Origin of the sequence: Streptococcus suis, assembly GCF_019856455.1 — a bacterium.
GTDB lineage: Bacteria > Bacillota > Bacilli > Lactobacillales > Streptococcaceae > Streptococcus > Streptococcus suis_AE.
Genome location: NZ_CP082205.1, coordinates 2,244,884 through 2,270,711 on the forward strand (window position 1 = coordinate 2,244,884; position 25,828 = coordinate 2,270,711).

Genomic DNA, 25,828 nt, shown 5'->3' on the forward strand with positions numbered 1-25,828 from the left:
AAAAAGCTATCGGTAGCACAACCGATAACCTCTGAGGAATACTTATACTCAATGAAAATAAAAAAAGAGGAGGACTGACGCATCAGACCCTCCCAGACGTGACTAGCACAGCCAACACGATACAACAATAACACCACTAATTTCATATTTCGTCAATAAAAATAAAGAAGAGGCTGGGCAAAAAGTCCAGCCACGCTTCCAGAGTTCGTGTCAACATCTCAGCGCAGTGGTTGATTGGGTTTAACAGTCTGGTGGAGTGAAACAGTTCGGGGAACTGTTTCAGCTGGTCACCTTAAAACTAGAAAGTGACCATAGAAGCCGAGCCAACTGCTTGGAAGTGAGACGAGCTCTTTTTAACCTAATCGAATTCTTTCCCACTCCCTAGATGTTAGCTGACATCAACCCACTACAGTTGACAAAGAGCCAACAAAAGCCGCTAGAAATCAACTTTCTAACGACTTTTTCTAACTAACTTCTGTCTCATTTTAAGGATTGAAGATAGAAGTTCTGAAATCATCTGTTGAACGCAAGTAGGCACTATATACCTTTTGTTTCAACTTATGTACCCAACTATTATTTACATTAGAAGTGGACTGTGCCAAGCGTTTCGAATCTTCTTCAATAGCAGCAGCCATCAATCTTTCCAAATCTTGATAAGATGCAATGGTGACTGTCTTGGTTGAATTTGATTTGCCCAATTCATACTCGATGGTAATAGGCTTCAACTTCGGTAATTGATCGATACGCTCTTGGTACATAGCTTGTTTAAAGTGATTCCATGTTGTATAAGTACCGCCAAAAACTTCTTGTAACACTAGCGTATCAGAAACAACCTTTCCTGGTCCTTTTGACGCCAATTGGTTAGATACATAAGGAATAAATCCTTTATCATACCCTTTGGCTGCCCATAGCTCATAAGCCATGCGTTTGAACATAATATCTCCAGGAGCACCATTTGGATTGTCAAGTGCTGAATAGATTGGAGATAGCATGCTCACTGTATCATAATAATTACGTTTGAAGTTTCCAGAATCCATATAGGATCGACGATTGATAATACTTTCTGTTATTAAACTATCAAAGGTAGTCAATCGAGCTACTTCTTCATCTGTTAAGTGACGGACACTATTTCCAGCATGAACACCTTCATAATAGTTTTCTATCTTTCTAAACCATGCTTTCTTGACATTTTTGTTTTGTTTAACAAGAGCATTGCCTTCTAGGTAATCAAGAACATAGATCAGATCCAACATCCCTTTGACGTAGCCATCAATGCTCTCTTTATCTGTGAAACGTTGCACAGGATTATTTGTGTGCAGACGAATATTAGAATCTGCTTCTGTAAATTGAGTATTCAAGCCAAGAACTGTAGATTTACTGTCTCCTACGTTTTCCAACAAACCACGAGCAAAGAATTCAGCTCCCAAACCAGTACGACGTCCATGCCCGTAGAAATAGGCACTAGAATCCAAGTTATGAACCATTTCATGAGTATAAAGAGCAGCACCATACTGACTTAGGAGATTGACGGTTACAAAACTAGTCTCTTTACCAGTCGCATAAGCACCTAGCCCATTATTTCTGAACCATTTGTGTACCGGACCAAAGAAGTCCTGAATAGCCGCAGCTTGATCAGCTAATGATTTCCAACTCCACTGACCATCATCACCCTTCATTCCAAAACCATCTGTATTCATGACAGAGCGGAACATTTTCTCCTTGTGTTCAGCGCTAAGGTTCTTATACCAGAAATCCATATGATCACGCTGCCAAATAGCCGCTTGTTCAACTCTTTCACGCACCTTCTCTCTTAGTTCAGGATGATTTACGACATCTTCGTAGCGTGAGAAGGCACCGAATGAAATGGTATTCATGTTCGAGATGATATAGATTGTTTGCTCTGGCAAGGTCAATAATGGTAAGAGCATTTGCTGATAAGACCACGACGGATTCGTAATTTTATCATAGACTCCAACTGCATACTTGCTATGTTTGGTAGCAGTATTCTGTTTCTCAAGAACTTCTGGAATCAGAGACTTGCTTTCAACGATATAGGCTTTTGTATTATTCTTGAACCATTCATTATCAGAAACAGTTGGCAAGAACCGTTGGCGATAAGCCTCGACAAAATTGAAGACGGTTGACTGTCCAGTTTGCTTAGCAAGAATCGCAGCATAGGTTCTATGATTATTCTTTGGTCGTAGGGATTCATAACCAGACTTACCTAGTTCAATGATGATGTCTAAACTTGACGCATTGACATTTCCAAAGAAATCTTGCTTGTAGAGGGTTAAGTCTTTGGTGTTTAAGCTATCATAATTGATATTATACCAGCGATCGAGATAGGACAAACCAAGTAAGAAAGCTTCTTTATTTTCTTGAATCTTCTGCTCAAAGTGTTGTTCTACTCCTACACCTTGACCATTCAACGAAGAAGTCAATACCTTACGCAAATACGATGACAAGTCATTTTTTATAGCAGAAAAACTTGATTTGATATACAGGTCATTTATATCATTGGTAGTCTGCCAAGTAGCTTTAGCAGGAGGATTTAACACTTTGCGTAATTCTTCTGAATCGTAAGCAATAGGGCTCAGCACATCAACCAAACGATTGATCATGGATTCCCGTGCATTCAAGAAAACTTCTGGAGTATAAATCAAATCCAGCCCTGCAATAGTATATTCAGCAATATGATTATTCTCGAAATCACCTTTATAAGAAATAGTCTTATAGTCAATACTTCCATCTTCGTAATGGAGCATTAGTTTATTGATGCCCGTTTTTTCAGTAGGAAGATCCGCTACAATTGCAGTATCTTTCATAGGTACTACATCAACTAAACGCTTTGTATTCAATTTATCAGTTGCTGAAAGCTTGTTTCCATAATAAACAAGAAGTTCCTTATTATAAAATGGCAGGATTTTCTCCATGTTGGCATAGGCTATCGCATAGTCAGCTTTAGCATTCGGTACTTTTTGGTAATCAATGGAATAATGATTTAAGGTTTGAAGATTGGAGTCTTTTACAGTAGCTGTTACTCCTAGGGCTTCCGCCTTAACCTTAGCTTCACTTTCTGAAATTTGAACAGCCTTAGCGTCCGTTCCTGTACTATAAGCCTCTTTCAGCGCAACATTGGCGCTATGCAAGGAACCAACAACAGCTAAACTGCCATCTACATCTCCAATTACATTGTTGATACGACCATCAACCCAACCCTTTTGGTTTGTTCCGGCAATACTTCCTAATTGGGTCGTCGTTCCCTCATTGATAATGGAACCTGTTGCATAGGCATTCTGAAGATTGATTCCTCTCTCATTTTGGCCTCCAGTAATGCGACCTACTATACCACCTGCAACCTGATTGTTTTCCCCTTTAATTGTAATAGCAACCTCTGATTTAACCTTATCGATATACGAACCTGTACTAAATCCAGAAATTCCACCGACATAAGACTCACCTGTTCCATAAGAGGTAATTGTCCCTTTAAAGCTTGCGTTTGTTAATCGAGACTGACCATCCAACTTATAGACGATACCACCATAATTTCGCTGTCCTTTAATACTTCCTTCGACCGCAATATCTGTTAGTGTAGATTTCACTGCCTCATTCACTAACACACCTAAATCTGTATGCACAGCTGAATCAATTTGAGCATTTTTCACATCTAAGGAAGTGATGGTTGCCCCATCTGTTTTCTGGAATAATGCCGCTTTTTGATTGTAAATAGCAAATTTAGAACCATTATATTCACCTGTCAAGCTACCTTTGAAGGTCTCTGTGATATAAGCACGAACATCACCTACTGGCAACTCATCCGCATACAAATCCGTTCCGAGTTTGAAAGTACCTGATGGATTTGTCTTGATAGCATTTACCAAATCTGTGAAAGTGAAATAGGTATCGATTTCTTTGGTTGTTTTTGGAATGTAAAAGACTTTGTTATCGACATATTGTGAGCCATTATCTTCGACCAATTGTTCAAGAGAAGTCGTCACTTTATAAACAGCTTGCCCATCTTTTACATCATCACGAATAGCAGAAACAGGTAAATAAACTTCCTTAAATCGATCAGAAGTCACTTTGATAAATAATTCTGTCGGTTCTGCCGGCAATTCATCTAATGTTCTTGTTCCGATATACTTGCCATCTTTACGACGGTAAACAGTCACCGCATCAACATCCTTGATTTCGATTTTCTTATACTCCAAGACAAATGGACGAATGCTTTCTTGAATTGTTTCTTGATTTTGACCAGCTAACAAATAGTAAACTTTCGTTTTCAAGGTGTAATCTGTATAATAATCCAAGCCGGCGAGTGTCGTACTTGCATTCGGATCAGCAATCGCTATTTCCCGAACCAGTTCCTCTCCGCGATAAAGCTGTGCAACTGCACGATCGAAGTTTTGACTTGGATTTGTAAGTTGATAGCGTGCAGTGATCGATTTGTTTTCTATAGATTTTGTAAAATCAATAATTTCTATGGTTGGAGCAAGTTCTTCAACAGATTTCTTCGATCCACGTGCAATCACTTCATTAACTGGTTGCCGTGTAATTTCTTCTGTGTCTTCCTTAGCTTGCGCCTTCTTAGCACTTGTGCTTGTGTCGATTCCAGCAATGGCTGTTTTGCCGTCTGTTAGTGCTTTGTTTAGTTCATCAGAAGCATTAGCTTGGTCGATTGCGCTATCGGCTGCTGCCTGCGCATTATTTACTTCCTCTAACTTAGCTCTTTTCTCTTCTTCAGTGAGATTTGAGGCATTGATGGCATCTCTCTTTTCCGTTGCCTCTTTTTCAATATCAGCTTTGGCAAGACTTCTGGCCGTATTTTTATCTTCTTCAATGAGATTTGATGCTGGAACAGTAACTTCTGTGCCTCCAGTGTAATTTACAGTAGCTACACCAGTATCAGACACAGTAATACTCTCAATCAATCCAGTGCTATCTGGATTTGCATCGTAAATCGCTTGTTTTAAACGCTCCTTCTCAGTCTCAGTTAATTTCTGTTGATTAAACACAACGGTCTTCTGTTCGAGATGCGCAAGATACAGTGCCTCATAGGTTGTTTCAGTTGTGATTGTCCCACTCTTAGGTAAAACTACCCCATCCTGTGTTTGCCAACGCACAAAGGTATGCCCCGCAAGAGTAGGCGCTTCCACTTTCCCTTTAAACAAGTTATTACTAAAATCAATAGAGTAGAGACTATTGCTCACAGCTACCATTTTAGATTTTTTTGATCCTTTGAGTTGACCTTTACCAGCATTAAACGTGATAAATATCCATTTATCTTGTTCATCTGGACCATATTGTGCTAGATAGCCTTCTTTAGTCCCGTTTCCTCCTACATCTTCAACTTCATAAACTACGTTTGGATACAATTTTGTATTATTGACAGCAGTATTCCTATACTTTTCACGTGCAAAAGCATTTCCTGCGTTATATGCTTGCCCGTTACGGATATTTACAGCCCAACCAACAACCGTGTCGCCTGAAGCTGTTGTTACAGTCGGCCATTTCCAATCAGGGTCATTTAACAATGTTCCCCATGTCACATTCTCTTTGACAAATACTTTTACCGAATTGCCATTTTGAGTACCTAATGTAAAACCTTTAGTATATTGATTTCCTGCAAATGTTACAGTTACGTAGCCCTGAGGTGCTTTTTCCGACGCAGAACTTGGGATTTTAATAATTGGCTCGGCAACGGGTTGGCTAGTCGCACCATCTCCTTGTGTTCCAGTATCTGCTGAACGTGAGGTTCCTATTTGTAGCCCACTTGCTGAACCTGTATCACTTGCAGACTGGTCATTCGCAGTTGAGTTTGTTGTATTATCAGTCTGAACTCCTGAGCTATTGACTCCTTGATTATCCGCTTGTGGCTGCATTGTTGAATTCGTGCCATCGGATGTTCCAGCATCATTTACAGGTAAAATTTGCCCGTTTGAAGTTCCATCCCCATTGACTCCTGTTTCAGCGCTTACAATCGTTCCTGCACTAAGAACCAAGGTCATACCGAGCAAAACACTTGCAGCTCCAAAATGGTACTTACGAATAGAGAACTGCTGACGCATTCCATACCAATTAAATGATTTCTTTTTCGAACGATTCATATCGTTACTCCTTTTGAATAAATATTACCAGAGAAAAAATGAAGCGTTCAAAAAATCAGTTTTCCCTAGTTTCAAGTCACCAAGACTCTGAGTTAATTATACCCCACCCCCACCCGATTTTTCAAGTATTTTAGTACAATTCTTCACGCCATACGCATGAAAAGATTCTTCTCCACTTTTGTACCTGTAAATAACTGCTTTAAACTTGGTATCTACCTTTGTGCAACCACCTTATCCGCGATTTCCAAATAATTGTGGCAAATAATCCTACAGAGGAAAGCAAAATTTATTGTATACATATATAATAAATTTCTGAATGGACAATGACTATATCACAATATGTGCGGGAAAAGAAAAAGCTATCGGTAGCACAACCGATAACCTCCGAGGAATACTTATACTCAATGAAAATAAAAAAAGAGGAGGACTGACGGTAACCGCCCAATAACAAGGTATATTGAAAAAGGCTCCAACGTCCTGTCGACTCTGGAACCTTTTTCTATTTACACGCTCTCTTAATTTTTTCCTTCCATGGCAAATAAGCCTCCAGAACTTCTTTTTTGCGAGCGTCTCCTCATTTACTTCATGGTTGATAGATTGGAAGAATGCAACTTCCGCCTTTCCGAGACGAATTTTCATCAGAATATCGTTTCTGCCTTTCTTCTCAACGCGGCAAGATTAGGGAACAGCCAATGGTACGATGGGGGTGACGTAATAAATCCTCCAGTTTTGTTTTTCTAACAGTATACAGGAGGAGGGAGTGATTTGATAGGTACCTTGTTATTGGGCGGTTACAAAACTTCGCTCATCTGGGCGAAGTTTTTTGATTTATGATTTCCACAAACCGATGGGTAAATTGAGCAGTCATTCCCCAGATATTTCCTGGTAGATTTTCATAAAAGGGAACGGAGCGTTTGTGATGACTGAAAGGATAGTCAACCCCACCTCTCAAACGTTCAAAGGGAAAGTCACAATCTGGGACAATCTGTGAATCCAGTTGATAATAGACAGGAGCCGTTTTCAGCAAGGTTTCTAGTGGAACTGTAAAGAATCGAGCCACTTCATCATTGGGTTGAAGAGTCTGCCAGTCCAAGTGAAGTCGACCGACAAAACAGCGAATCGTCGAGCGGCCAAAAACTAGATAATCGATTTCCCCCAGCAACTCAATTTGTTCCTGTTGAATGTCAAGTTCTTCGATAACCTCACGAATGGCAGCTTCTTCTGCTGTCTCGCCTTCATCAATTCCGCCACCTGGGAAGGAAACTTCTCCTGGTTGAGAAATGGACTCGCTCCGAATCTCATATAAGACCTGCCACTGATTGTCTGACCAGACTAAGGGCAAGAAGACTGCTTAAGAACGTTTTTCACCCAATGGCTGGGGCTGATAGTCTTTCAATAGTGCCTGCAATTGATCAGTCATGGTAACTCCCTACTAACTAGTGATTTATGTTTATTTTAACGAATTTTGTGGCATCTGGCAAGAACTTTGTCTAGATAAAAAAACTGAGAAGTTTCCTTCCCAGTTCCTCATCTTATTTTCCTTTTAACATGCCCATAATGCCACGAGTCACCACGCGCCCAACTTCCCGTCCGACCTGGCTCATCAGGTTCTTGGTAAAGCGATCCATCATAGAGTCTGTTTTGCGACTGGCTGGCTGACTGGCTTTTTGTGCAGCTTTAGCCGACTCTTTTCCGATTTTTTCTAGCTTTATTGTAGCATAACTTTTAGGAAAATAGCAGAGCAGACAACTTTATATTGGATATGCCAAGAGAAAAAGAAAAACCCGGCGAAACGGGTTCTCTATATTATAGATACAAGAATTTGAATAGTGCAACAGCGGCGATTGATGCGATGATTGGAGCACATACACCAACCCAAGCATACCACCATTTAGAATCTGATTTGTTTTCACCTAGGACTGATTTTGGCAAGAGATGGTGAACGATACGTGGACCAAGGTCACGCGCTGGGTTCAGACCAGGACCTGTTGGACCACCGACTGCAGCAACAAGTGCCATAACAAGGAAACCAATGCCTAAGTGAGCAACTGCAATTGAACCTGAAGTATATGGAGCAGTCATTGTCTCAGCGACTGTTTTATCATAGCCTTGTTCAATCAATTTACCAACCAACTCTGAACCAAAGAAATGTTTGGTCAAAGCAAGGGCACCGAAGAACAATACAAATGAACCAGCGAACTCATTTAAGAAGCCATTAATAGTTGCAGCTTTACGACTTTCTTTTGTACCATTGTCAAGCGCGCTGATTGTTGAGAACGAACCAAGGATGTGATTTGGATTTTCAGTTTTCAAGAAGTAAGGTTTGTATACTGCTATAACCACTAACTGACCAAACATTGCACCTAACAATTGCGCAACAATGTATTGAGCAACGTGAGCCCAAGGGAAGAGACCTGAAACAGCCAAACCAAGTGTAAAGGCTGGGTTGATATGGTTACCAGAAACGTTACCAAACATCAATGCTGGCATCATAACTGCCAAACCATAGCCAATCGCAATGAGAATCCAACCAGAGTTGTTTCCTTTTGTGCCTTTTAAATCAACGTTTGCAACTGTACCATTACCAATGATAATAAGGAGTGCAGTCGCTAAAAATTCAGTGATATATTTCACTGTCCATGTAACATCCATATTTTTCTTATATTTCCTTTCAAAAGTTAAATTTTTTTGGACAACAACCATTTTATCAAGTATAATAAACAAAGTAAAGCCATTCGACAAAAAGAAAACGTTTACTCAAAAAAGTAGTAAATTCAGTAAGGAGATTAGGATGGGAGCTGACCAAGAGACATTAATGTATACACTTGAAAAGAGTATACAGAAAAAAGCAGATTTGTTTGAACACAGTTTTTCTGCCTACGCTGTACGATCGATACTAGCCAGTCTTTATTTAGGATTGGGGATTGTCATTTCTCTTTATACAGCAGACAAACTCAACCATGTCGCAGAAGGACTCGGGAAATTTAGCTATGGGTTGATGTTTGGTTGGGGGCTACTCATGATTTTATATATGAATGCCGAACTTGGAACATCCAACATGATGTATATGACAGTAGCCAGCCATCGAAAAACGATTCCTACTAAAACAGCCCTCAAGATGTTGGCAACCTGTATCCTTTTCAATTTTGTCGGTGCTGTCCTTGTTTGTTACTTGGTTTCATTGACACTGCCTTATCAGCACGTTGATGCTCACAGCTACCTATTTGAAGCAACGGTGGCCAAGCTTTCAAAGACACCTTTGACTCAATTTATTGAAGGAATTTTTGCTAATATTGTCGTGAATATCGGCGTATTTACCTTCTTACGCATCAAAGATGACGCTGGGCGTCTCATTTCCGTTATTTTCGTCATCTTTATTTTTGCTTTCTTGGGATATGAGCACGTCATTGCGAACTTTTCACTCTTCTCCCTGGCCTTTTTTGCAAATGGTGGACCAGTTGAGGGAATGACTCTATTAAGTGTATTAAGCAATTTCTTCTTTTCTGGATTAGGAAACTACGTGGGTGGCGGTCTCTTTATCGGACTTCTTTATAGTTGGTTGAATAATCAATCCAAACTTTATGTAGACTAACAAAACTACGGTTGGAATTCCAATCGTAGTTTTTTATTGTAAGATAATCTGCGCAACTATTGGACTAATCACCACATACATGATGCCTGTAATCCCAATAGCCAAACCAGCCATCGCTCCTTGCGTATGTCCATATTTTATCGCTGTACCCGTTCCAATGGCATGCCCTGTTCCTCCCAAAGCAAGACCAACAGCTACCGGGTCTTCAATTTTTAGTAGCTTTAAAAAGACTGGGCCAAGAACACTTGTCAGAATCCCTGTTGCAACAACGACTACAAGAGTAACTGTTGCTATTCCTTGCATTTTATCAGTAATACCAACAGCCATAGCAGTGGTGACAGATTTTGGAAAAAGAGAGATTGCTAGAAAAAAATCCATTCCAAACCATTTTGCAATTAGGGCAGTAAAGACAGTATTGACAATACAGGCAAGAAAAATTCCCAAAAGAATACTTCGAATGTGATGTTTCATTATACTGTTCAAAAAACAAAAACTAACGTATAATAGATTTATGAAACTTACTATCGAACAAACAAACGAATTAAAAACTTATTTGAAAGATAAAACCTATTCCCCATTTCATAGACGACTTCAAGTAATCCTGTTCAGAGCCGAAGGTCTCAGTTATAGAGAAATCACTAACCTTATCGGCTATTCAAAGTATACAATCTGGTCCTTACAAGGCAAGTATGAGCTTGGTGGGATTTCAGCTCTAGTAAGAGAAACGCGAGGTGGACGGAACCGTCAATATTTAACCCTTCAAGAAGAGGAAGCATTTCTAAAAGAACAGTTAACAGCTTCACTAAATGGCGAATTTGTGACCATAAACTCTCTCTACGAAACTTATCAGAAACGGGTTGGACACCCTACGACCAAGGAAGGATTCTATGCCCTTCTGAAACGCCATGGTTGGCGCAAAGTGACGCCAAGACCAGAACACCCTAAAAAAGCAGACGCCGAAACGATTCTAGCGTCTAAAAATAAAATCTTCATTCACGAAAATAGGAAAGCGCTTCAAGAATAGTCGTCGCTATCATAAAGTCAGACTAATGTATCAAGATGAGGCGGGTTTCGGTCGGATTAGTAAAATTGGAAAGGCCTGGGCACCAAAAGGGGTGAGACCGCATGTACATAGCCACTATATTCGTGAGTATCGCTATTGCTATGGTGCTATTGATGCCCATACAGGAGAGTCCTTCTTCATTATCGCTGGGGGTTGCAATACAGATTGGATGAATGTTTTTCTCAAACAACTATCTGAAGCTTATCCTGACGATTATATTTTATTAGTGATGGACAATGCCGTTTGGCATAAATCAAGTACCTTAGAGAAACCACATAATATTGGTTTTGAGTTTATTCCTCCCTATACTCCTGAAATGAATCCAATTGAACAAGTTTGGGCTGAGATTCGAAAGAGAGGGTTTAAGAATAAAGCTTTTAAAACACTAGATGATGTGATAAACAAGCTTCAAGAAGTGATACGAGAGTTAGATTGGTCTATTTTAAAACCAATTGTTAGTAGACGATGGTTAAAAAACACTTGATTGGTTTGATTTTGATTTTTGTTGAGTATAAAAATTTCATAGAGTTCATCCACGGAATAATCTTCAAAATGAATGATTTTTGAAATTCTAGATAGTAATCCCGGATTCGTATCTATAAAATTGTGCATCAAATCTTTATAACCGGCAAAAATAACAACTATCTCATTGCGACGATTTTCCATTTCTTGAATAATGGTGGGTATAGCTTCATTGGCAAAATCTCTTTCACTCTGTGGAATCAGACTGTAAGCTTCATCGATAAACAGTACACCACCACTTGCACTATCAAACACCTTTTTTATTTTTGGTGCTGTTTGGCCAACATATTCCCCAATAAGGTCTGCTCTTCCAACCTCTACTATCTTATTTTCTGCAATCAAGCCATGTTCATGCAGGATTTCTGTATAAAGGCGAGCTACCTCTGTCTTGCCCGTCCCTGGATTACCTGTGAATAACAAGTGCCCATTACTTTCCTCGACATGATAACCTCTTTCTTTCCTAAGTTTCGATAGTTGTTCAAAAGCAACTTGTTGTCTGATTAATTTTTTTACAGAATGAAGACCAATCATTTGATTCAGCCTCTTCTCAGCTTGGCCACATTTGCTTTTAGATTGTTCCTTTTGCAAACTAAAGTGGCCTAGATCCAGCAATCCATTTTCTTGACAATAATTGGTTGCCACCGCATATTCATGGATTCTCTGAACCATTCGTCGAATATCTTTTGCGTTGACTATACTTGAAGACTTATCTATATACTCCTCGACCATTTCCTTGTCTATGCGGATTTGTCTTTGAGCTAATAGTTGAATAGCAATTTCAATCAGTTCGCCATTTGTATAAGGAGGAAACTCGATTCTATTTACATTATAGTATTCCTCCTGTAATTCCATTTCTATTTTTTTAGCTTCTTCAGTCGATTGAGCAATTAGAATACAAATATTATTCTCCTTCTTTGTATTGATATTAGCGAAAAGTTCTAATTTAGGGCGAGCCCTTGCTTTAAAATAGTCATAAATCACTGGAAATTGCTTTTCATCAGTCTTGGGAAGAAAGTATTCGCTACAATGAGTATCAACTGCTTGCAAGTCGAACAAGCGTTCTAAATATTGAAGAGCATATTTTCGTCCACTGCCTTTTTGACCATTGAAAATTAAGAAAAACGGCTCTTTCGTATGCAATTCTAAATAGTTTGATTGATAGTCTAAATAGTTTATAAGATGCTGAATGTTATTTTTAAAGTCGCTGAGTCCAATCATATTTTCTGACAATACATCTGCATTCGGAGTAAGACCTTGCTTATTTCCCTTTGATTGCTTCAATAAGAAATAACCAAATTCTCCCAACTGTTCACGTCCAACTTTGTCAATAAAATCATCCTCAGTTATTGAAGAATAGTCATCTAAATAGACATCTACTTCCCAAAGTGACTGAACTTTTTTTGCTATTTCTCGTTTTGTATTTGCAGCTCCCGTTACAATAAATAAATCTTCTTTTTCCTTCAAAAAATACATCCAATTATTTTCTTGTGCGAAAGATTCACTCGGTCGCTCTAGTTGCTGTACATCTCCCATTAGTTTTATGTGATAATAGTTCATCATTACCCCTCTATTCTGATATTCTCAAGAAGAAGTATATAAAAATAGATGGACAAAATATGTCCATCTTCGCTTATTATTAAACTTAAGTGTTACTCCACCATACTTTATTTTCAGTGTAGCTTGTCTCAAGGGCAATACCACTGCTTAGAATTCCTTCAGTAAGACACAGACAGCACACTGTTCCGTTCATTCTCTCAATAGAAGAAGACCTGCATTAGATTTTCAAAAAATAAATATACCCAAACAACTCTCCCTACTCCACACTCTTAATCCGTTTCTTAATCTTCTGGCTAAACTCAATCATTCTCCGCTTTTCCTCCGGCCAGATTTTGGTCACGCGGTCAACAGCAATTATGAAGATGATTACCGCAGCATAGTCCTTGGCTTTTTCAATCAGACCAACACTTTCAGCAACTACTAAAAGTAGATAGAATGTGAATAAAATAGTTCGTTTGGGTAACGCCATCAAAAACTCAATCCCTGCCTTATAGCCCAGATAAATCTGCCGATTAAGCCCTTTGGCCTTTTCCAAACGACGATTGAGAAAGGCACGAATCCGCTTGTAAAACCAATCCGAAGTCAGAAAAAGTGATTGGGCACCAATTACAATCAAAGAAACATTATTAGCATGTTCTTCCTTAAGCCCTAGCGCTCTAGTCACAACGTAGGTCCAATCACCATTATCAATACAGATAAAAATAGTAAAGTAAACAACCGCTCCCGCTACTATAACAAGGGGAAGTGCACGGATATATTTCAACATATAATAACCTCTCTTGGACAAATCTTAGAACCTATATTCATAAACAAAGTGTTCTTATGCAAGAAATCGTTTTTGCTCATCAAGGCAATTTTTTGAAGGAATACTTGACTCTATCATCATTTAGTTTCACTTTATTGCTTCGACGAGTAAAAAGCTCCTGTGGCAGTTTTCGCCTACCACCTAATTGGTCAGGAATCTCCTTTCCTTATCTCCACCTTCAAACACTCCAATGGAAGCGATGAACTGTGAACACAGGTTCTTATATATATTGTAATATGTTATACCAAGTACGGTCAAGCAGGGGCTAGAATTTCAGATACGACAACTGTACACCCTTAGCATTTTTTACCTACCCCAAAAAGAAGAAGACCACAGATGGATCTTCTTCTCTTTTCATCTAAGCAAACTAATAAAATAAATCTTATTTTTCCTCTTTTAACACCAGATTTAACACCAAGGCAGCCAAGGTCCCTGTTGAAATACCTGATGAGAAGATCATTTGAAGAGCTGATGGAAGATGACTCAATAATTCTGGACGAACGGTCACTCCAATACCAAGCGCAAAGGCAATGGAAATAATCAAGAGCTCACGGTCACCAATTTTTACAGTTGCAAGAGTCTTAATCCCTTGGGCTGCAACCAAACCGAACATGATAATCCCAACACCACCAAGAACAGGCTGCGGCATGATGGAAATCAAGGCAGATAATTTTGGAAAGACACCAAGGAGGGTCAAGATAATACCTGCTAAAATCATGACATGACGACTAGCAACTTTTGTCAAAGTAATGAGGCCAACGTTTTGCGAGAAGGCTGTATTTGGACCAGCCCCAAACACACCGGCAATCAAGGAACCAACACCATCGGCTAGCACACCATTTGCTGCCCGCTCAGAAGAAATTTGTTGATTTGAGGCTTCTCCAATGGCCATCATAATTCCCACCGTACCAATCAAAGATACGACATAGGCTGGAATGAAGGCTAGAATAGAAGATAGGTCAAATTTTACACCGTAATGGAAAATTTTAGGAAGAGCAAACCAGGCCGCATCTCCTACAGCTGACAAATCAACTTTCCCAAGAAAAATACACAAGATGTAACCAAAAACCATCCCAAAGAAGACAGAGGCTGTTTTCAGCATTCCTTTACCATAATGATTTAAAGCCAAGGTGAAGACCAAGACGATAAAGGCAATACTGATATTTTCAACTGAAGCATAGTCTGAAGCGCCAGCTCCACCAGCTGCCCAGTCCATACTTACTGGCATGAGGGTAATACCGATGAGGGATACAACAGTCCCCGTAATCAATGGCGGAAAGAAGCGCATCAAGGGTTTGACAAAACGACTGAGAACAATCTCTACAAATGAACCAGCAATGGTTGCACCCACGATACCAGCAATTCCCAACTGACTACCAACACTGATAGCTGGATTGGCAAAGGTAAAGTCCGTCCCCATCATACCAGAGACACGTGAACCTACTGGGCCAACACCTTTAGATTGCAAAATGGTGGCAATACCAGCAACAAAAATAGAGGCTGATACCATAATTGAAGTATCTTCGACTGACAATCCTAAGGCACTTGCAACGACAAGAGGCACTGCGATGATTCCTGCAAAAGCTGCTAAAATATGCTGAAAAGCAAGCAAAACAGCCATCCCTTTTGGTGGTTGTTCATCAATTCCGTAAAGCATATCCGAAGAATGTTCATTTGTTGTTTCCTGAGACATGATTTCTCCTTCTTTATTCCTAAATAATGTATTAGTCTATCAGAAAACAAAATCATTTTCAATACATTTCAATCCAATAAGCACAGAACATTCGTATTTTTCAATGAATTTTGTCGATATATACAATATGTCAATACAAAAATTCGTTTATTGTTTTGATTTTAGCAAAAAAATGCTATAATACACAAAAGTATCATTTGGAGGAGAAGATAAACATGAAAGCATTAGAGGAACGCATTTTAAAAGATGGTCAGGTATTAGGAGAAAACATCTTAAAAGTTGACTCATTTTTGACCCATCAGGTTGATTTTCGCTTGATGAAAGAAATGGGGCAGGTCTTGGCAGATGCCTATCGCTCTAAAGAAATTACTAAGGTTGTCACAATCGAAGCCTCGGGTATTGCACCAGCCGTCTATGTTGCAGAAAGCCTAGATGTGCCAATGATTTTTGCTAAAAAACATAAAAATATTACCATGACCGAAGGCATTTTGACATCTGAAGTCTACTCCTTCACCAAGCAAGTCACCAGCACCGTTTCTATTGCTAGTAAGTTTTTGTCACCTGAGGACCGTGTTCTAATCGTTGATGATTTTTTGGCCAATGGACAAGCTGCTAAAGGCTTGATTGACATTATCCAACAGGCCGGAGCTCAAGTAATTGGTGTTGGTATCGTCATCGAGAAGTCCTTCCAAGACGGCCGCCAGCTCTTACTGGATGCAGGTGTCCCTGTTACTTCACTCGCTCGTATTGAAAAATTTCAAGATGGACAGGTTGTTTTTGCAGCTGCGGATATTTAAAAGGACTTGCTTCCAATCGGGAGCAAGTCTCTTCTATTTATGTGACTTTTAGTCCGTCACGCTCCGTAAGGTGCGTGACAAATAAACCACCCGCTATGCGGGTGCGCGACGAAGGTTATACCAAAAAAACTCCAAACGCGATACAATAAAGGTGTTCAAGCCTATTGTAAAGCGAAAGGAGAAAAATATGGCGCAAAAGGCACATAGTTTATCACATACAAAGTGGCTGTGTTCTACCACATTGTCTTCACCCCTAAGTATAGACGAAAAATCATCTATAATCAATATCGAAGTAGTTGGGGAGAAATATTCCGACGATTGTGTAGTTATAAAGGTGTTGAAATTATCGAAGGTCATCTGATGCCAGACCATGTTCACATGTTAGTCAGTATTCCTCCAAGGCTAAGTGTATCAAGTTTTATGGGCTATTTAAAAGGCAAGAGTGCTCTTATGATGTTTGATAAACACGCCAATCTCTCTATAAATTTGGTAATCGTCATTTCTGGGCAGAGGGATATTATGTAAGTACGGTTGGACTTAATGAAGCCACAATTAAGAAATATATACAAGAACAGGAAAAACATGATATAGCACTTGATAAGTTAAGTGTAAAAGAGTATGAAGATCCCTTTAGGGATAATGGCAAGTAGTACGAATGCCTCTTTAAGAGGCTAGTGACGAGTCAAAAGCAGTGAGGCTTGAACAAAGTGAAAGCCAGCGTCTTTAGGCGCTGGCTGGTGATGTGGGCTTATAGCCCTTGTTCAAACCACCCGTTTGACGGGTGGTCATGATTATCTATAATTCCACCCCAAAGACTTCTAATTGCTTTAATTCGGCAGCAGTCAACCTGCGGTATTCTCCAAGAGCTAATTTTGGATCTAAGCTAAGAGGCCCCATGGTCAATCGTTGCAAGTCTGTCACCGTCTTTCCACAGGCCTGCACCATGCGTTTGACCTGGTGAAATTTCCCTTCTCGGATGGTGATGTCAACGAGCGAGGTCTGCTTAGCTTCATCTGTAGAGAGGATGGTCAACTGGGCTGGTTGACAAGTAAAGTCTTTCAGCTCAATTCCTGCCGCAAATCGTTCGACATCCTCTTGAGTCATGATCCCGTCAACCTGTGCTCGGTAGCGTTTGTCCACATGTTTTTTCGGAGAAAGCATAGCATGAGCTAGCTGGCCATTGTTGGTCAAAAGGAGCAAGCCATGGGTATCGATGTCCAAGCGTCCAACAGGAAAAACTTCCTTCTGGCGAGCTGTATCATCTAGCAAGTCCAAGACAGTCCGATGACTGTCATCCTCGGTGGCTGAAATAACTCCCTTAGGCTTGTTTAACAGATAGTAAACAAAGGTTTCATGACTAAGGACCTGACCTGCTACAGCAATCTGGTCTTGTTTTTCGTTAATTTGCTGTTTGGGTGAGGTTTCTACTTGGCCGTTGACTGTGACTTGCTTGTTTTTCAGGAGTTTCTTGACTTCTGTCCGACTGCCAATACCGCAATCCACTAAAAATTTATCTAATCGCATACGACTTTCTTTTCCATTTTGATATATTCTGCTTGCTTTTCTATTTCTGTAAAACCAAGAGCATGAAAGAGTTTTTGGGCAACTTGATGAGAGCTAGCAACTGTCAGTTTGATACTAGCTGGCTGAACATGCTCTACTACATAGTCTTCAATAGTCTGGTAGAAAGCTCTGCCATTTCCCTGACCTGTCAAAGAAGGTTTCATCCCCAAACGAATGTCAACTGTCTCGCCATCTTGGTCCATGCAGAAATAGCCCATGAGGGCAGCATTGCGGATGACTGCAAAAAAGCGGCCCCCACGCGCCTCTGGTGAAATCATCTCAGCATAAGTCTCGGGGTTTGCACTAATCGTATAGGCATCCAAAGGTGGTTGATAGCGCCATTGGTTAGCAATTTCCAGTGCCAAGTCCTGGGGCAGAGGCATGATATGAAAATAGTTCATCCTCCGAAAATTTTTTGACAAGTTTTTAATCCTGCGGTTTTGGGTGGCATAATTATCTGTTTGATAAACATAATCCACATAGCCTAGCTGATAAGAGGAAATCATGTCTTTAAAAATCAACTGAACATCCTCCGGAAAGCGCAAGAGCAATTCATTCAAGCGGTTATTTTCTAACATAAGAATATTATACCAAAAAGGAGCGGAAATCCGCTCCTACTTCTTCAGTTGTTTATAAATCAAGCCTGCGCTTATCAAGGCACAGCCGATGGCGTAAATACCAAAGGCACCTGTTGGGGTTGGATTGAGTTTTTCCAGATAAGTCGGCAAGATGGCAGATGTGGCACCGCCAATATTGCAGCCCATAAGGACGATGGTCATGACCGTATTGAGCAAGGCCTTGGGTGCACGGTCTGTTACCTGACTAAAGACAATGGTTAGAATGATGCTGTAGAAAAATCCTGACACCATGCCACCAAGACCCAGCGCCCAGAGATTATCCGCAAAGGCAATGCCGACAACCGCGAGTCCAAAGACCACGTAGGAAACAGCTAAAAGCCAACCCTTCAAACGACCAACCAAGCTACTAAAGACCGTCCCTGCCACAATACCCATGACCTGCATAAGACTGAGAATGAGACTGGCTTGCTGAGCAGTACCGATGCCCTTGGCTAAAACAATCTGAGGAATACGAATGGTCAGGAAGGTATTGACATTGATAACAAAGAAGGCTAAGAATGCCAGATAAATTCCCATCATCCACATGGTCTTGTCCAGTTTGACCTTGGGCGCGTTCTCCTCAACCTTTACCTCCATGCGAGCCAGCAATTCCTCCTTGGGAACAAAGAGAAGGAAGAGAGTCAAGATGACCAAGGCAAAAAGGTAGACCAAGAAGGCTGGTTGCCAACCAAATTGGGTCAACCAACCGACAAGGAGGGTAAGCCCTGCACTTCCCAAAACCTCTGCTGAACCACGCAAGCCCATCATCTGCACCCGCTCCTGACCAGTGAAAAAATTACCGATGATATTAATAGCACGCGCATTGATTAAGCCAATCCCCAAACCAAGCAAGATACGAGCCAGCAAAATCAGAGGATAAGCAGTTAGAAACATGGGCAAAGCTCCGCCGATGGCCATAAGCAAAAGCCCTGCAATGATAATGTTTCGTTCAGACAAGAAACGGACAACCAAGCCATTCATCAAGAGGGCAGCCATAATAGCAAAAGAGGTTACTGTGATTAAGTTTTCCACCTGGGCCGCTGCAATTCCCTCTCTTGCAAAATGCTCAATCATCTGTGGAATAGCTGGCGAGACAGCAAATGTCGAAACCAGCATGGTGGATAGGGCCAGCAAACTGGCTTTTTCTAAAATTCTTTTCATTTTTCTCCCTTTCAACGTTCGTCTTTTACTAGTATAACAGATTTGAAAGCGAATGGATAGAAAAGTCCGACTTTTATTCTCTCCCATTTCATGCTATACTTATCTTAACTATATTCAAAGGAGAGAATCATGTCTGTTATTGAACGATTGACAAAATCTGCCCATTTGATTGACATGGATGACATCATCCGTGAAGGGCATCCAACCCTACGCCAAGTTGCCGAAGAAGTTGCATTTCCTCTATCTGATCAGGAAATTATTTTAGGCGAAAAAATGATGCAGTTCCTCAAACATTCGCAGGATCCTGTCATGGCTGAAAAAATGAAACTCCGTGGCGGAGTTGGTCTAGCAGCACCTCAGATTGACGTTTCCAAACGCATCATTGCTGTCTTAGTCCCAAATCCAGAGGACGAGGAAGGCAATCCACCTGCCCAAGCCTACTCCCTCCAAGAGGTCATGTACAACCCTAAAATCGTGGCACATTCTGTCCAAGAAGCGGCTATGGAAGGGGGCGAGGGCTGCTTATCCGTTGACCGCGAAGTCCAAGGCTACGTAGTCCGCCACGCACGTGTGACTGTTGACTATATGGACAAAAACGGAGAAAAACACCGTATCAAACTCAAGGGATTTAATGCCATCGTGGTCCAACACGAAATCGACCACCTCAACGGTGTCATGTTCTACGACCGCATTGACCCAGAACACCCATTTGCCGTTAAAGAAGGCATGTTGGTAATTGAATAAACATAAGAAACTGACTGAAAAATTTTCAGCCAGTTTTTCTTTTTTTATGAAAATAGCAGAGCTAACTGCCTAAAGATCTCCTGCCCATCCAAAACCAAATCTTGAAAAAGGAAATAGTCCAGCAGAGCCAAGAATCCAATTAGCAAGATAAAGACGACCAAACGATTTGAAAACCGAACTTGCAAAAGATGATTGAGACTGACTAGAACAATTTCTAAGACAAGCAAGCCAAACACCATCCACAAGAGATAAGGAGCATTGGGCAGGAACCAAGCCCAGAGTTCTTGTCCCCTCAGGAGTTCAAGAAAAATACCCTTCTCCGAATGCGAAAGCAAGATAAGGCCATCTTCCAGATAACCGATTCCTCCGACCAGACTATTGACTAGGAAAAGACTAGCTAGAAAGAGCAGCGTAAAACCTAGTGCCTGGCCCAGTCCCAGCAACCACTTGGTAAGCAGAATCTTGCGCAAATCCACAGGCTGGGTCTGATAGAGACGCCAGTTTTTTCCAGCAACTTCCACCGCCTTGCCCCGACTGCCAATCCAAACCGCCAGCAATAGCACCACCAAATAGGCCGGACCATCAAAAAGAGTGCGCAGGCTGCCGATACCTGACAGATCTCTGGAGCGGTCCCAAGAGGGATCGTCTACTGGAACCAAGGCATCATTGGTATCAAAACGATTTTCCAAGCTGGTCAAAATGACATCCTTGCCCCGCTTAGTTGCTGGCACCCCAGCCTCCATCAGCTGCTTCCAGTAATACTGACTGACCTGATTGCGGGTCTGGTAACGGCGAAGATTATCTACCGTCTGGCTGGCCCCAATATCTCCATTGGCAAAAGCCCTTTCCTCTCTAGCCCAGAGATAGACCTGCTCTGCCCCCAGCAAAGCAAGGTAACTGGCTGGCAGGGCCTGAGGTTTTTCCTGATAAACCTGCCATTGCTTGACATAGAGGTCCTTATAGATATGGTATTCCTGCAGAAGCTCCACTCTCAGCTCCAAGTCCTCCTGATAGCTCGCGTCCTCTTTGACCAACTGCCTCAGACGGTTGATTTCCGACTGCAAAACCTCCACATAGGCCCCATCTTGCTCATAGGACTGGGCAACCAACTCCATCGAAACCCTCTCCTCCTGGGCAACCTCTTGCTTTTCTAGTCCCGTCAGTAGGGAAAATAGCAGAGCTAGGAGCAAGTTTACTAAGACGAGCCCTTTCCAAGAATTGAGCCGACTAAGGATGAGAATATCAAAAGACCAAACCTTGTCTAAAGGACCTGTGTCTAACTCCTTCTGATGACCAACTGGCAAGATCAGCCTTTTCTTTTCTGTCAGTAGATAATAAGCAACGAAAAGCCCAATGGTCAGCAAGACGAAGACATCCACCTGTAAAAAGACCTGTGAAAATGCACCTGTGTCTAAAAAACTCGGAAAGGCTAACAAAGGCAAAACTTGACCTGACCAACCAGCTACTGCACCAGCCTGATAGGAAAGAACCACAGCCAATAGTAACCCCGTCACTACAAAAGTCAGCCGACTGGCTAACAAGTGGTCCAAAAATCCAAAAAGTAGGCGAACAGCTAGAAGCAAGACCAGCCAAAAACCAAGCAAGATAAGCCCGTAAAGCCAAGAGCCTATCAACTGACTCTGACCCAAAATCTCAACAGGGGCTTGAAAACTAGATACAGCCAACTGACCTGTCAGCCCATCATAGACCATGATAAAAAGCAAGCCCAGGCCAACTGCAAAGAGTAGCGATAGCATGGAGGCAGCCAAACGCCTGATCCCCTGCAAACTCAGACTATCCCATTGCCGCAACTGCCAAACTTGATGAGCGAGTGTCTTTTCCGACAGCTGATTAGCAAGTAGAAAACCAAGCACCAAAAATACAGGAAGAAAACCAAACAAACTTTCTAAGTAGGCTTGAACAATACGCCCTGTTGACCAAGCCTTGTTTTCAGGACCATCAGGTAGTTGATACTCCAACAACCAGTCATTCCATCTGGCTAAACGTTCGACTTCCGTTTGTGTCAAGGAATTCCGAGTTTGAAAAAGCTGTCGATTGCGACTGATAAAATAGTCCAGGTCTTGATACATGAGTTTGCGGTAGTTGGGGATAGCTTCAAACTTCCCCTCATCTAAGGCCTGACCGACACTTTCTATATCGGATTTCAAGCCCAGCATCCGCGGTGCTTCTTCTGAGCCCTCCTCAATTTTTATCTCTGCCAAGACACTGGCCAATTCACTCAGTTCTTTTTTATAGGTTTCCACATAGGCCGCTTGATGGGCTTGACGTTGTGAGATGGGAAGGTAAGTCAGACCCAGAAAACCCAGCACGAGCAAGCAGTAAAGAGGCGACCAGAGGATTTTCTTGATTTCAAAGTTCAGCCTCATATCTCCTCACCACCTTCCTCCACGTAGAGATCACGATAGAGGGATTCCATATAGTCGCTGGCTTTTGTAAGACCCGCCACCTGCTGGATTGGAATACGATCCAGACAATCTAGCAAATCTCGCTCAGGCAAGAAGATTTCCACCAGACCCTGCTCTGCCTTTGTCCACAAGAGTTGAGGATAATCCCGTAAAAATTCCTGAACCTGCTTGGAGTTTTCCACAGCAAGATGGTAATCATAATCAGCCGTCAACTCCACTTCTGTGGCAATCAACTTGCTGGCCTTGAGGAAATAAACCTAATTGGTCAGCTTCTCAATTTCCGACAGATGGTGGGAAGAAAGCAAAATGGCAACACCTTCTGCTTGTAGGTTTAGAAGAAATTCCCGCTGCTGGATGATATTGGTCGGATCCAAACCGATATGGGGTTCATCCAGCAACAAGAGCTTGGGCTTGGGAAGGACAGCCATGGCAAAGAGCAACTTCTGCTTCATGCCCATGGAATAGCCAGCCACCCGCTTTTTGACATAGTAGCCCATCCCCAATTCTTCCACCAATGCATCCACTTCCTTTTTCCCCAGCTTGTGGGTGGCAGCCACATAGGTCAGATGGTCGTAACCCGTCAACTGTGGATAAAGGGCTTGGGCATCCAACATGACAGACATATCTTGAAAAATCGCTCGGTCACTATTGGGACGACCATTGATGGTTACCGACCCACGGTCAGCGGTTTCTGTGTTGCTGATAATATTCAACAGAGTTGATTTTCCCACACCATTGGGACCCACTAGAGCAACCAAGTCCCCCGCTTGCAGCTCAAAGGACACGTAGGACAAGACCTGGTGGGCACCGTATCGCTTACAGACATCAACTACTTTTAGCATAGAAACTCCTTTCTTTGGGAAATGGCAGAGCGGTGCAGCAGACTTTCATCAGCTTAGTTAGCTAGACTACTTCTTGAGAGCCTTGTATAGCAGATAAAGCCCCATAAGAAAACCTAGACTAGCAGCAGGTTTTAAAAATAGCACATGAATAAATGAATTTAGCCAGAGCCAAATCTCTCTATCTACAATCTGAATCGGGTCCATATGAAATAATAGGACACTACACGAAAGAACAATAACTGCACTTAAAAATAAGGTATTTTTATCAAGCTGTTTCATTAGGTTACACCTTTTCATAACTGACTAATTCCAATTCAACTCTACACTCTAGTTAATCATTCAATATAATAATAACATTTTTTGTTTATACAAACAAGTAAAAATAGGTATTGCTTTGACAAAAAGAGAAGACTGTAACAATCTTCTCTATCTAAGTATTGGATTTTCAGTTCTTACTTAATACTAAATTCCATTTACAAGTCTTCCATGCGAACAACTACATCTGCTTTTTCCCAAACAGCAGGATTATGTGTAGCGATAATAATGATTTTATCCTCTGTTTTGAGTGAGGTCAAGAGTTCTATAACTTCTCGAGAATTGACAGGATCTAAGGAAGCCGTCGGTTCGTCTGCCAAGATTAAAGGAGGATTTTTTAGAAAAATTTTCGCCAAGGCAACTCGTTGAGCTTCGCCACCTGACAGTTCATATATTTTCTGATCTAGGGTTAGATGTGAGAGGTTTACCTTCTCTAAAACTTCCAATTTGCGAACTAGCTTATCCTTTTTGGATAGCTTTTGTCCAATAAATCCTAATTCTAAATTCTGGCCAATTGATTCATTTTCAATTAGACCAAAATGTTGAAATAAATAACCTAAGTAATCACGATAAAAAATATGCTCGTTGATCTTTTTGATATCTTTTCCACCATATTCAACCACTCCATCCTCGTAAGGGATTAGCTTGGCAATGATATTCAGTAGTGTTGACTTCCCACTCCCGCTTTTGCCAATAAGAGCGTAAATTTTTCCGTCCTCAAAGGTCAAGTTGATTTTCTCCAATATCATTCTATTGGAAAATTGCTTCTGTAAATTTCTAATTTCAATCATACTATCCTCCTTGTAAGACTGTATAGGCTATCTTACTTTCTTTTCTTTCTTGTAGAAACAAAATCAGGAATAAATTGCTGAGGAAAATTGCTCCGGTCCCTGCACTCAATCCCAGCTCATTCGTTACGAAAAGTAAACCCAGCATTCCTACCCCAAGCACTAAGAGTTGGGTAATTAGATAGGTAAAATGAAGTTCTATGAATGTCATACCAGCTAGACGACGAATAAAAATTTCTCTACGAAATTGTTCAAAATAAACCAAATTCATTGTATTAAATAACAGTATGGAGGTTGCAATGCCAATTAAAGCTCCCAACAAAAGAAAGAGAAACTGATTCCGAATAGTATTCAAGTTTTCATAGTAAGTAGCCTTACTATTTAGCAGGTAGGAGACCCACTGATAGACTCCCTGTTCTTTCAGTAGCTGGATACTCTGCTGATAATCTACCAAGAAAAGGGATTGAAGGGAAGTTCCCCACAGTATTTGCGATGCCGGAGTATCTCCTGTTGATTCTGGTGTTATGACTACAATAATCGGGTCTATCAGATGTTGTTCTAGTATATAGGGAACCGTGTTGTAGAGAAATCTACTCTGATGACTTCCCACATAGCTTGTATAAGGTTGAAATTCAAATAATTGTGAACTCTCTATATCAAGATTCTCACGACCAAATAAATTCAAGTAGTCTACATAAAGTTGAACCAGTGTTTCTTCTTGTCCTTTCAATTTATCAGGAATAATCAGCCCAAACTCCCCTTGTTGTAAGGAGGACATTTTACTCTTAAATTCTTCTGAAACCTGTATATTCTGAAGTTCTAAATAGTTGGGAGTAACAAAGATTGTATGACCAGAAGGAGCGTAATCATACTTGTTGATTCCATCCGATTCATCACCTTGTAAATACCTATTCAAATTATTCTTAACAAATAAGGCACCATGGTTTTGTATAGCCGCCTTGGTAAACTGATACCAACGACTGATATGTAAAGCCCTTTGTCAAGTAAAAACAATCGAACTGATTAAAAAATGAAAAGTATCTAGAAAGAGCCTAGTTCTTAGCTTCGGGCATTGGCCACTCTGATATTCGTGGATTGGTTACCTACAGGTCAATGGTTCTGCCGCGAGTCCTACTCTCTATAAGCGTGGATCACAATTGTGCCACTTAGTCGTTTCGTAGATGACTCAAACCTTGAAGTCCTAAACTCCTTCAAGATACTTTCCATTCAAACATG

At 41.0% G+C, this 25,828-nt stretch carries 17 protein-coding genes and 5 pseudogenes; 5 read left to right on the forward strand and 17 right to left on the reverse strand.

The window, feature by feature from the left end:
• Positions 1 to 485: 485 nt before the first annotated feature.
• The 4 genes and pseudogenes from K6969_RS10785 to gla all read right to left on the reverse strand — a co-directional run bounded on the left by K6969_RS10785 (position 486) and on the right by gla (position 8,759).
• A complete protein-coding gene (locus K6969_RS10785; RefSeq protein WP_171943047.1) occupies positions 486 to 6,107 on the reverse strand; it encodes a ZmpA/ZmpB/ZmpC family metallo-endopeptidase in 5,622 nt (1,873 codons plus the stop codon).
• Positions 6,108 to 6,912: 805 nt separating this feature from the next.
• A pseudogene (locus K6969_RS10790) lies at positions 6,913 to 7,527 on the reverse strand (NUDIX hydrolase).
• A 112-nt stretch (positions 7,528 to 7,639) separates the two neighbouring features.
• Positions 7,640 to 7,810 (reverse strand): annotated as a pseudogene (locus tag K6969_RS10795) (DUF853 domain-containing protein); the annotation flags it as partial.
• Between the two features lie 103 nt (positions 7,811 to 7,913).
• Entirely contained in the window at positions 7,914 to 8,759 is an 846-nt protein-coding gene (gla, locus tag K6969_RS10800; protein WP_171943046.1) for an aquaglyceroporin Gla, read from the reverse strand.
• Positions 8,760 to 8,898: 139 nt separating this feature from the next.
• Between gla and K6969_RS10805 the strand changes: the two genes are divergently transcribed.
• Complete coding sequence (locus K6969_RS10805) at positions 8,899 to 9,699, forward strand: formate/nitrite transporter family protein (protein ID WP_029173921.1); 801 nt, start codon at positions 8,899 to 8,901, stop codon at positions 9,697 to 9,699.
• Between the two features lie 33 nt (positions 9,700 to 9,732).
• On the opposite strand, the pseudogene K6969_RS10810 reads toward K6969_RS10805, so the two are convergent.
• Positions 9,733 to 10,242, reverse strand: a pseudogene (locus K6969_RS10810) (LrgB family protein); the annotation flags it as partial.
• A 145-nt stretch (positions 10,243 to 10,387) separates the two neighbouring features.
• Here K6969_RS10810 and K6969_RS10815 point away from each other — a divergent pair.
• Positions 10,388 to 11,246: pseudogene (locus K6969_RS10815) on the forward strand (IS630 family transposase); the annotation flags it as partial.
• Here the strand turns inward: K6969_RS10815 and K6969_RS10820 are convergent.
• From K6969_RS10820 to K6969_RS10830, 3 genes are all read right to left on the reverse strand, one after another.
• On the reverse strand, positions 11,171 to 12,817 hold the full coding sequence (locus K6969_RS10820) for an AAA family ATPase (protein WP_321537410.1): 1,647 nt from the start codon (positions 12,815 to 12,817) through the stop codon (positions 11,171 to 11,173). The pseudogene K6969_RS10815 and the gene K6969_RS10820 sit on opposite strands and share 76 nt — an antisense overlap.
• Positions 12,818 to 13,097: 280 nt before the next feature.
• On the reverse strand, positions 13,098 to 13,607 hold the full coding sequence (locus K6969_RS10825; RefSeq protein WP_002942154.1) for a hypothetical protein: 510 nt from the start codon (positions 13,605 to 13,607) through the stop codon (positions 13,098 to 13,100).
• A gap of 421 nt (positions 13,608 to 14,028) precedes the next feature.
• Positions 14,029 to 15,339 (reverse strand): nucleobase:cation symporter-2 family protein, encoded by a 1,311-nt coding sequence (locus K6969_RS10830; RefSeq protein ID WP_029173128.1) that lies wholly within the window; start codon positions 15,337 to 15,339, stop codon positions 14,029 to 14,031.
• A 215-nt stretch (positions 15,340 to 15,554) separates the two neighbouring features.
• Between K6969_RS10830 and K6969_RS10835 the strand changes: the two genes are divergently transcribed.
• Positions 15,555 to 16,136, forward strand: coding sequence for a xanthine phosphoribosyltransferase (locus K6969_RS10835; protein WP_029173127.1), 582 nt, complete (start codon positions 15,555 to 15,557; stop codon positions 16,134 to 16,136).
• 187 nt (positions 16,137 to 16,323) lie between these two features.
• A pseudogene (tnpA, locus tag K6969_RS10840) lies at positions 16,324 to 16,786 on the forward strand (IS200/IS605 family transposase).
• Between the two features lie 145 nt (positions 16,787 to 16,931).
• Here the strand turns inward: tnpA and K6969_RS10845 are convergent.
• From K6969_RS10845 to K6969_RS10855, 3 genes are read right to left on the reverse strand one after another with little or no spacing between them, the layout of a single operon-like run.
• On the reverse strand, positions 16,932 to 17,660 hold the full coding sequence (locus K6969_RS10845; RefSeq protein WP_024398520.1) for a pseudouridine synthase: 729 nt from the start codon (positions 17,658 to 17,660) through the stop codon (positions 16,932 to 16,934).
• Positions 17,651 to 18,277, reverse strand: a complete 627-nt coding sequence (locus K6969_RS10850; RefSeq protein ID WP_228381534.1) for a GNAT family N-acetyltransferase — start codon at positions 18,275 to 18,277, stop codon at positions 17,651 to 17,653. Before K6969_RS10850 ends, K6969_RS10845 begins: the two co-directional genes overlap by 10 nt.
• Before the next feature lie 36 nt (positions 18,278 to 18,313).
• Entirely contained in the window at positions 18,314 to 19,477 is a 1,164-nt protein-coding gene (locus K6969_RS10855) for an MFS transporter (protein ID WP_171942654.1), read from the reverse strand.
• A 129-nt stretch (positions 19,478 to 19,606) separates the two neighbouring features.
• On the opposite strand from K6969_RS10855, the gene def reads away from it, so the two are divergent.
• The gene (gene def / locus K6969_RS10860; RefSeq protein ID WP_029173125.1) at positions 19,607 to 20,221 is read left to right on the forward strand and encodes a peptide deformylase; all 615 of its coding nucleotides are present in this window, start codon (positions 19,607 to 19,609) and stop codon (positions 20,219 to 20,221) included.
• 44 nt (positions 20,222 to 20,265) lie between these two features.
• Here def and K6969_RS10865 read toward each other — a convergent pair whose 3' ends face one another.
• The 6 genes from K6969_RS10865 to K6969_RS10890 all read right to left on the reverse strand — a co-directional run bounded on the left by K6969_RS10865 (position 20,266) and on the right by K6969_RS10890 (position 25,508).
• Positions 20,266 to 22,608: a hypothetical protein gene (locus K6969_RS10865; protein WP_171942655.1), complete on the reverse strand. Its 2,343-nt coding sequence runs from the start codon at positions 22,606 to 22,608 to the stop codon at positions 20,266 to 20,268.
• Complete coding sequence (locus tag K6969_RS10870) at positions 22,605 to 22,880, reverse strand: hypothetical protein (RefSeq protein WP_171942656.1); 276 nt, start codon at positions 22,878 to 22,880, stop codon at positions 22,605 to 22,607. Before K6969_RS10870 ends, K6969_RS10865 begins: the two co-directional genes overlap by 4 nt.
• Before the next feature lie 24 nt (positions 22,881 to 22,904).
• Positions 22,905 to 23,489, reverse strand: coding sequence for an ABC transporter ATP-binding protein (locus K6969_RS10875; RefSeq protein ID WP_171942657.1), 585 nt, complete (start codon positions 23,487 to 23,489; stop codon positions 22,905 to 22,907).
• 66 nt (positions 23,490 to 23,555) lie between these two features.
• Entirely contained in the window at positions 23,556 to 23,768 is a 213-nt protein-coding gene (locus tag K6969_RS10880) for a hypothetical protein (RefSeq protein WP_024398515.1), read from the reverse strand.
• 194 nt (positions 23,769 to 23,962) lie between these two features.
• Positions 23,963 to 24,595, reverse strand: a complete 633-nt coding sequence (locus tag K6969_RS10885) for a putative bacteriocin export ABC transporter (protein ID WP_171942658.1) — start codon at positions 24,593 to 24,595, stop codon at positions 23,963 to 23,965.
• Position 24,596: 1 nt separating this feature from the next.
• Complete coding sequence (locus K6969_RS10890; protein WP_321537411.1) at positions 24,597 to 25,508, reverse strand: DUF1430 domain-containing protein; 912 nt, start codon at positions 25,506 to 25,508, stop codon at positions 24,597 to 24,599.
• Between the last annotated feature and the right edge of the window lie 320 nt (positions 25,509 to 25,828).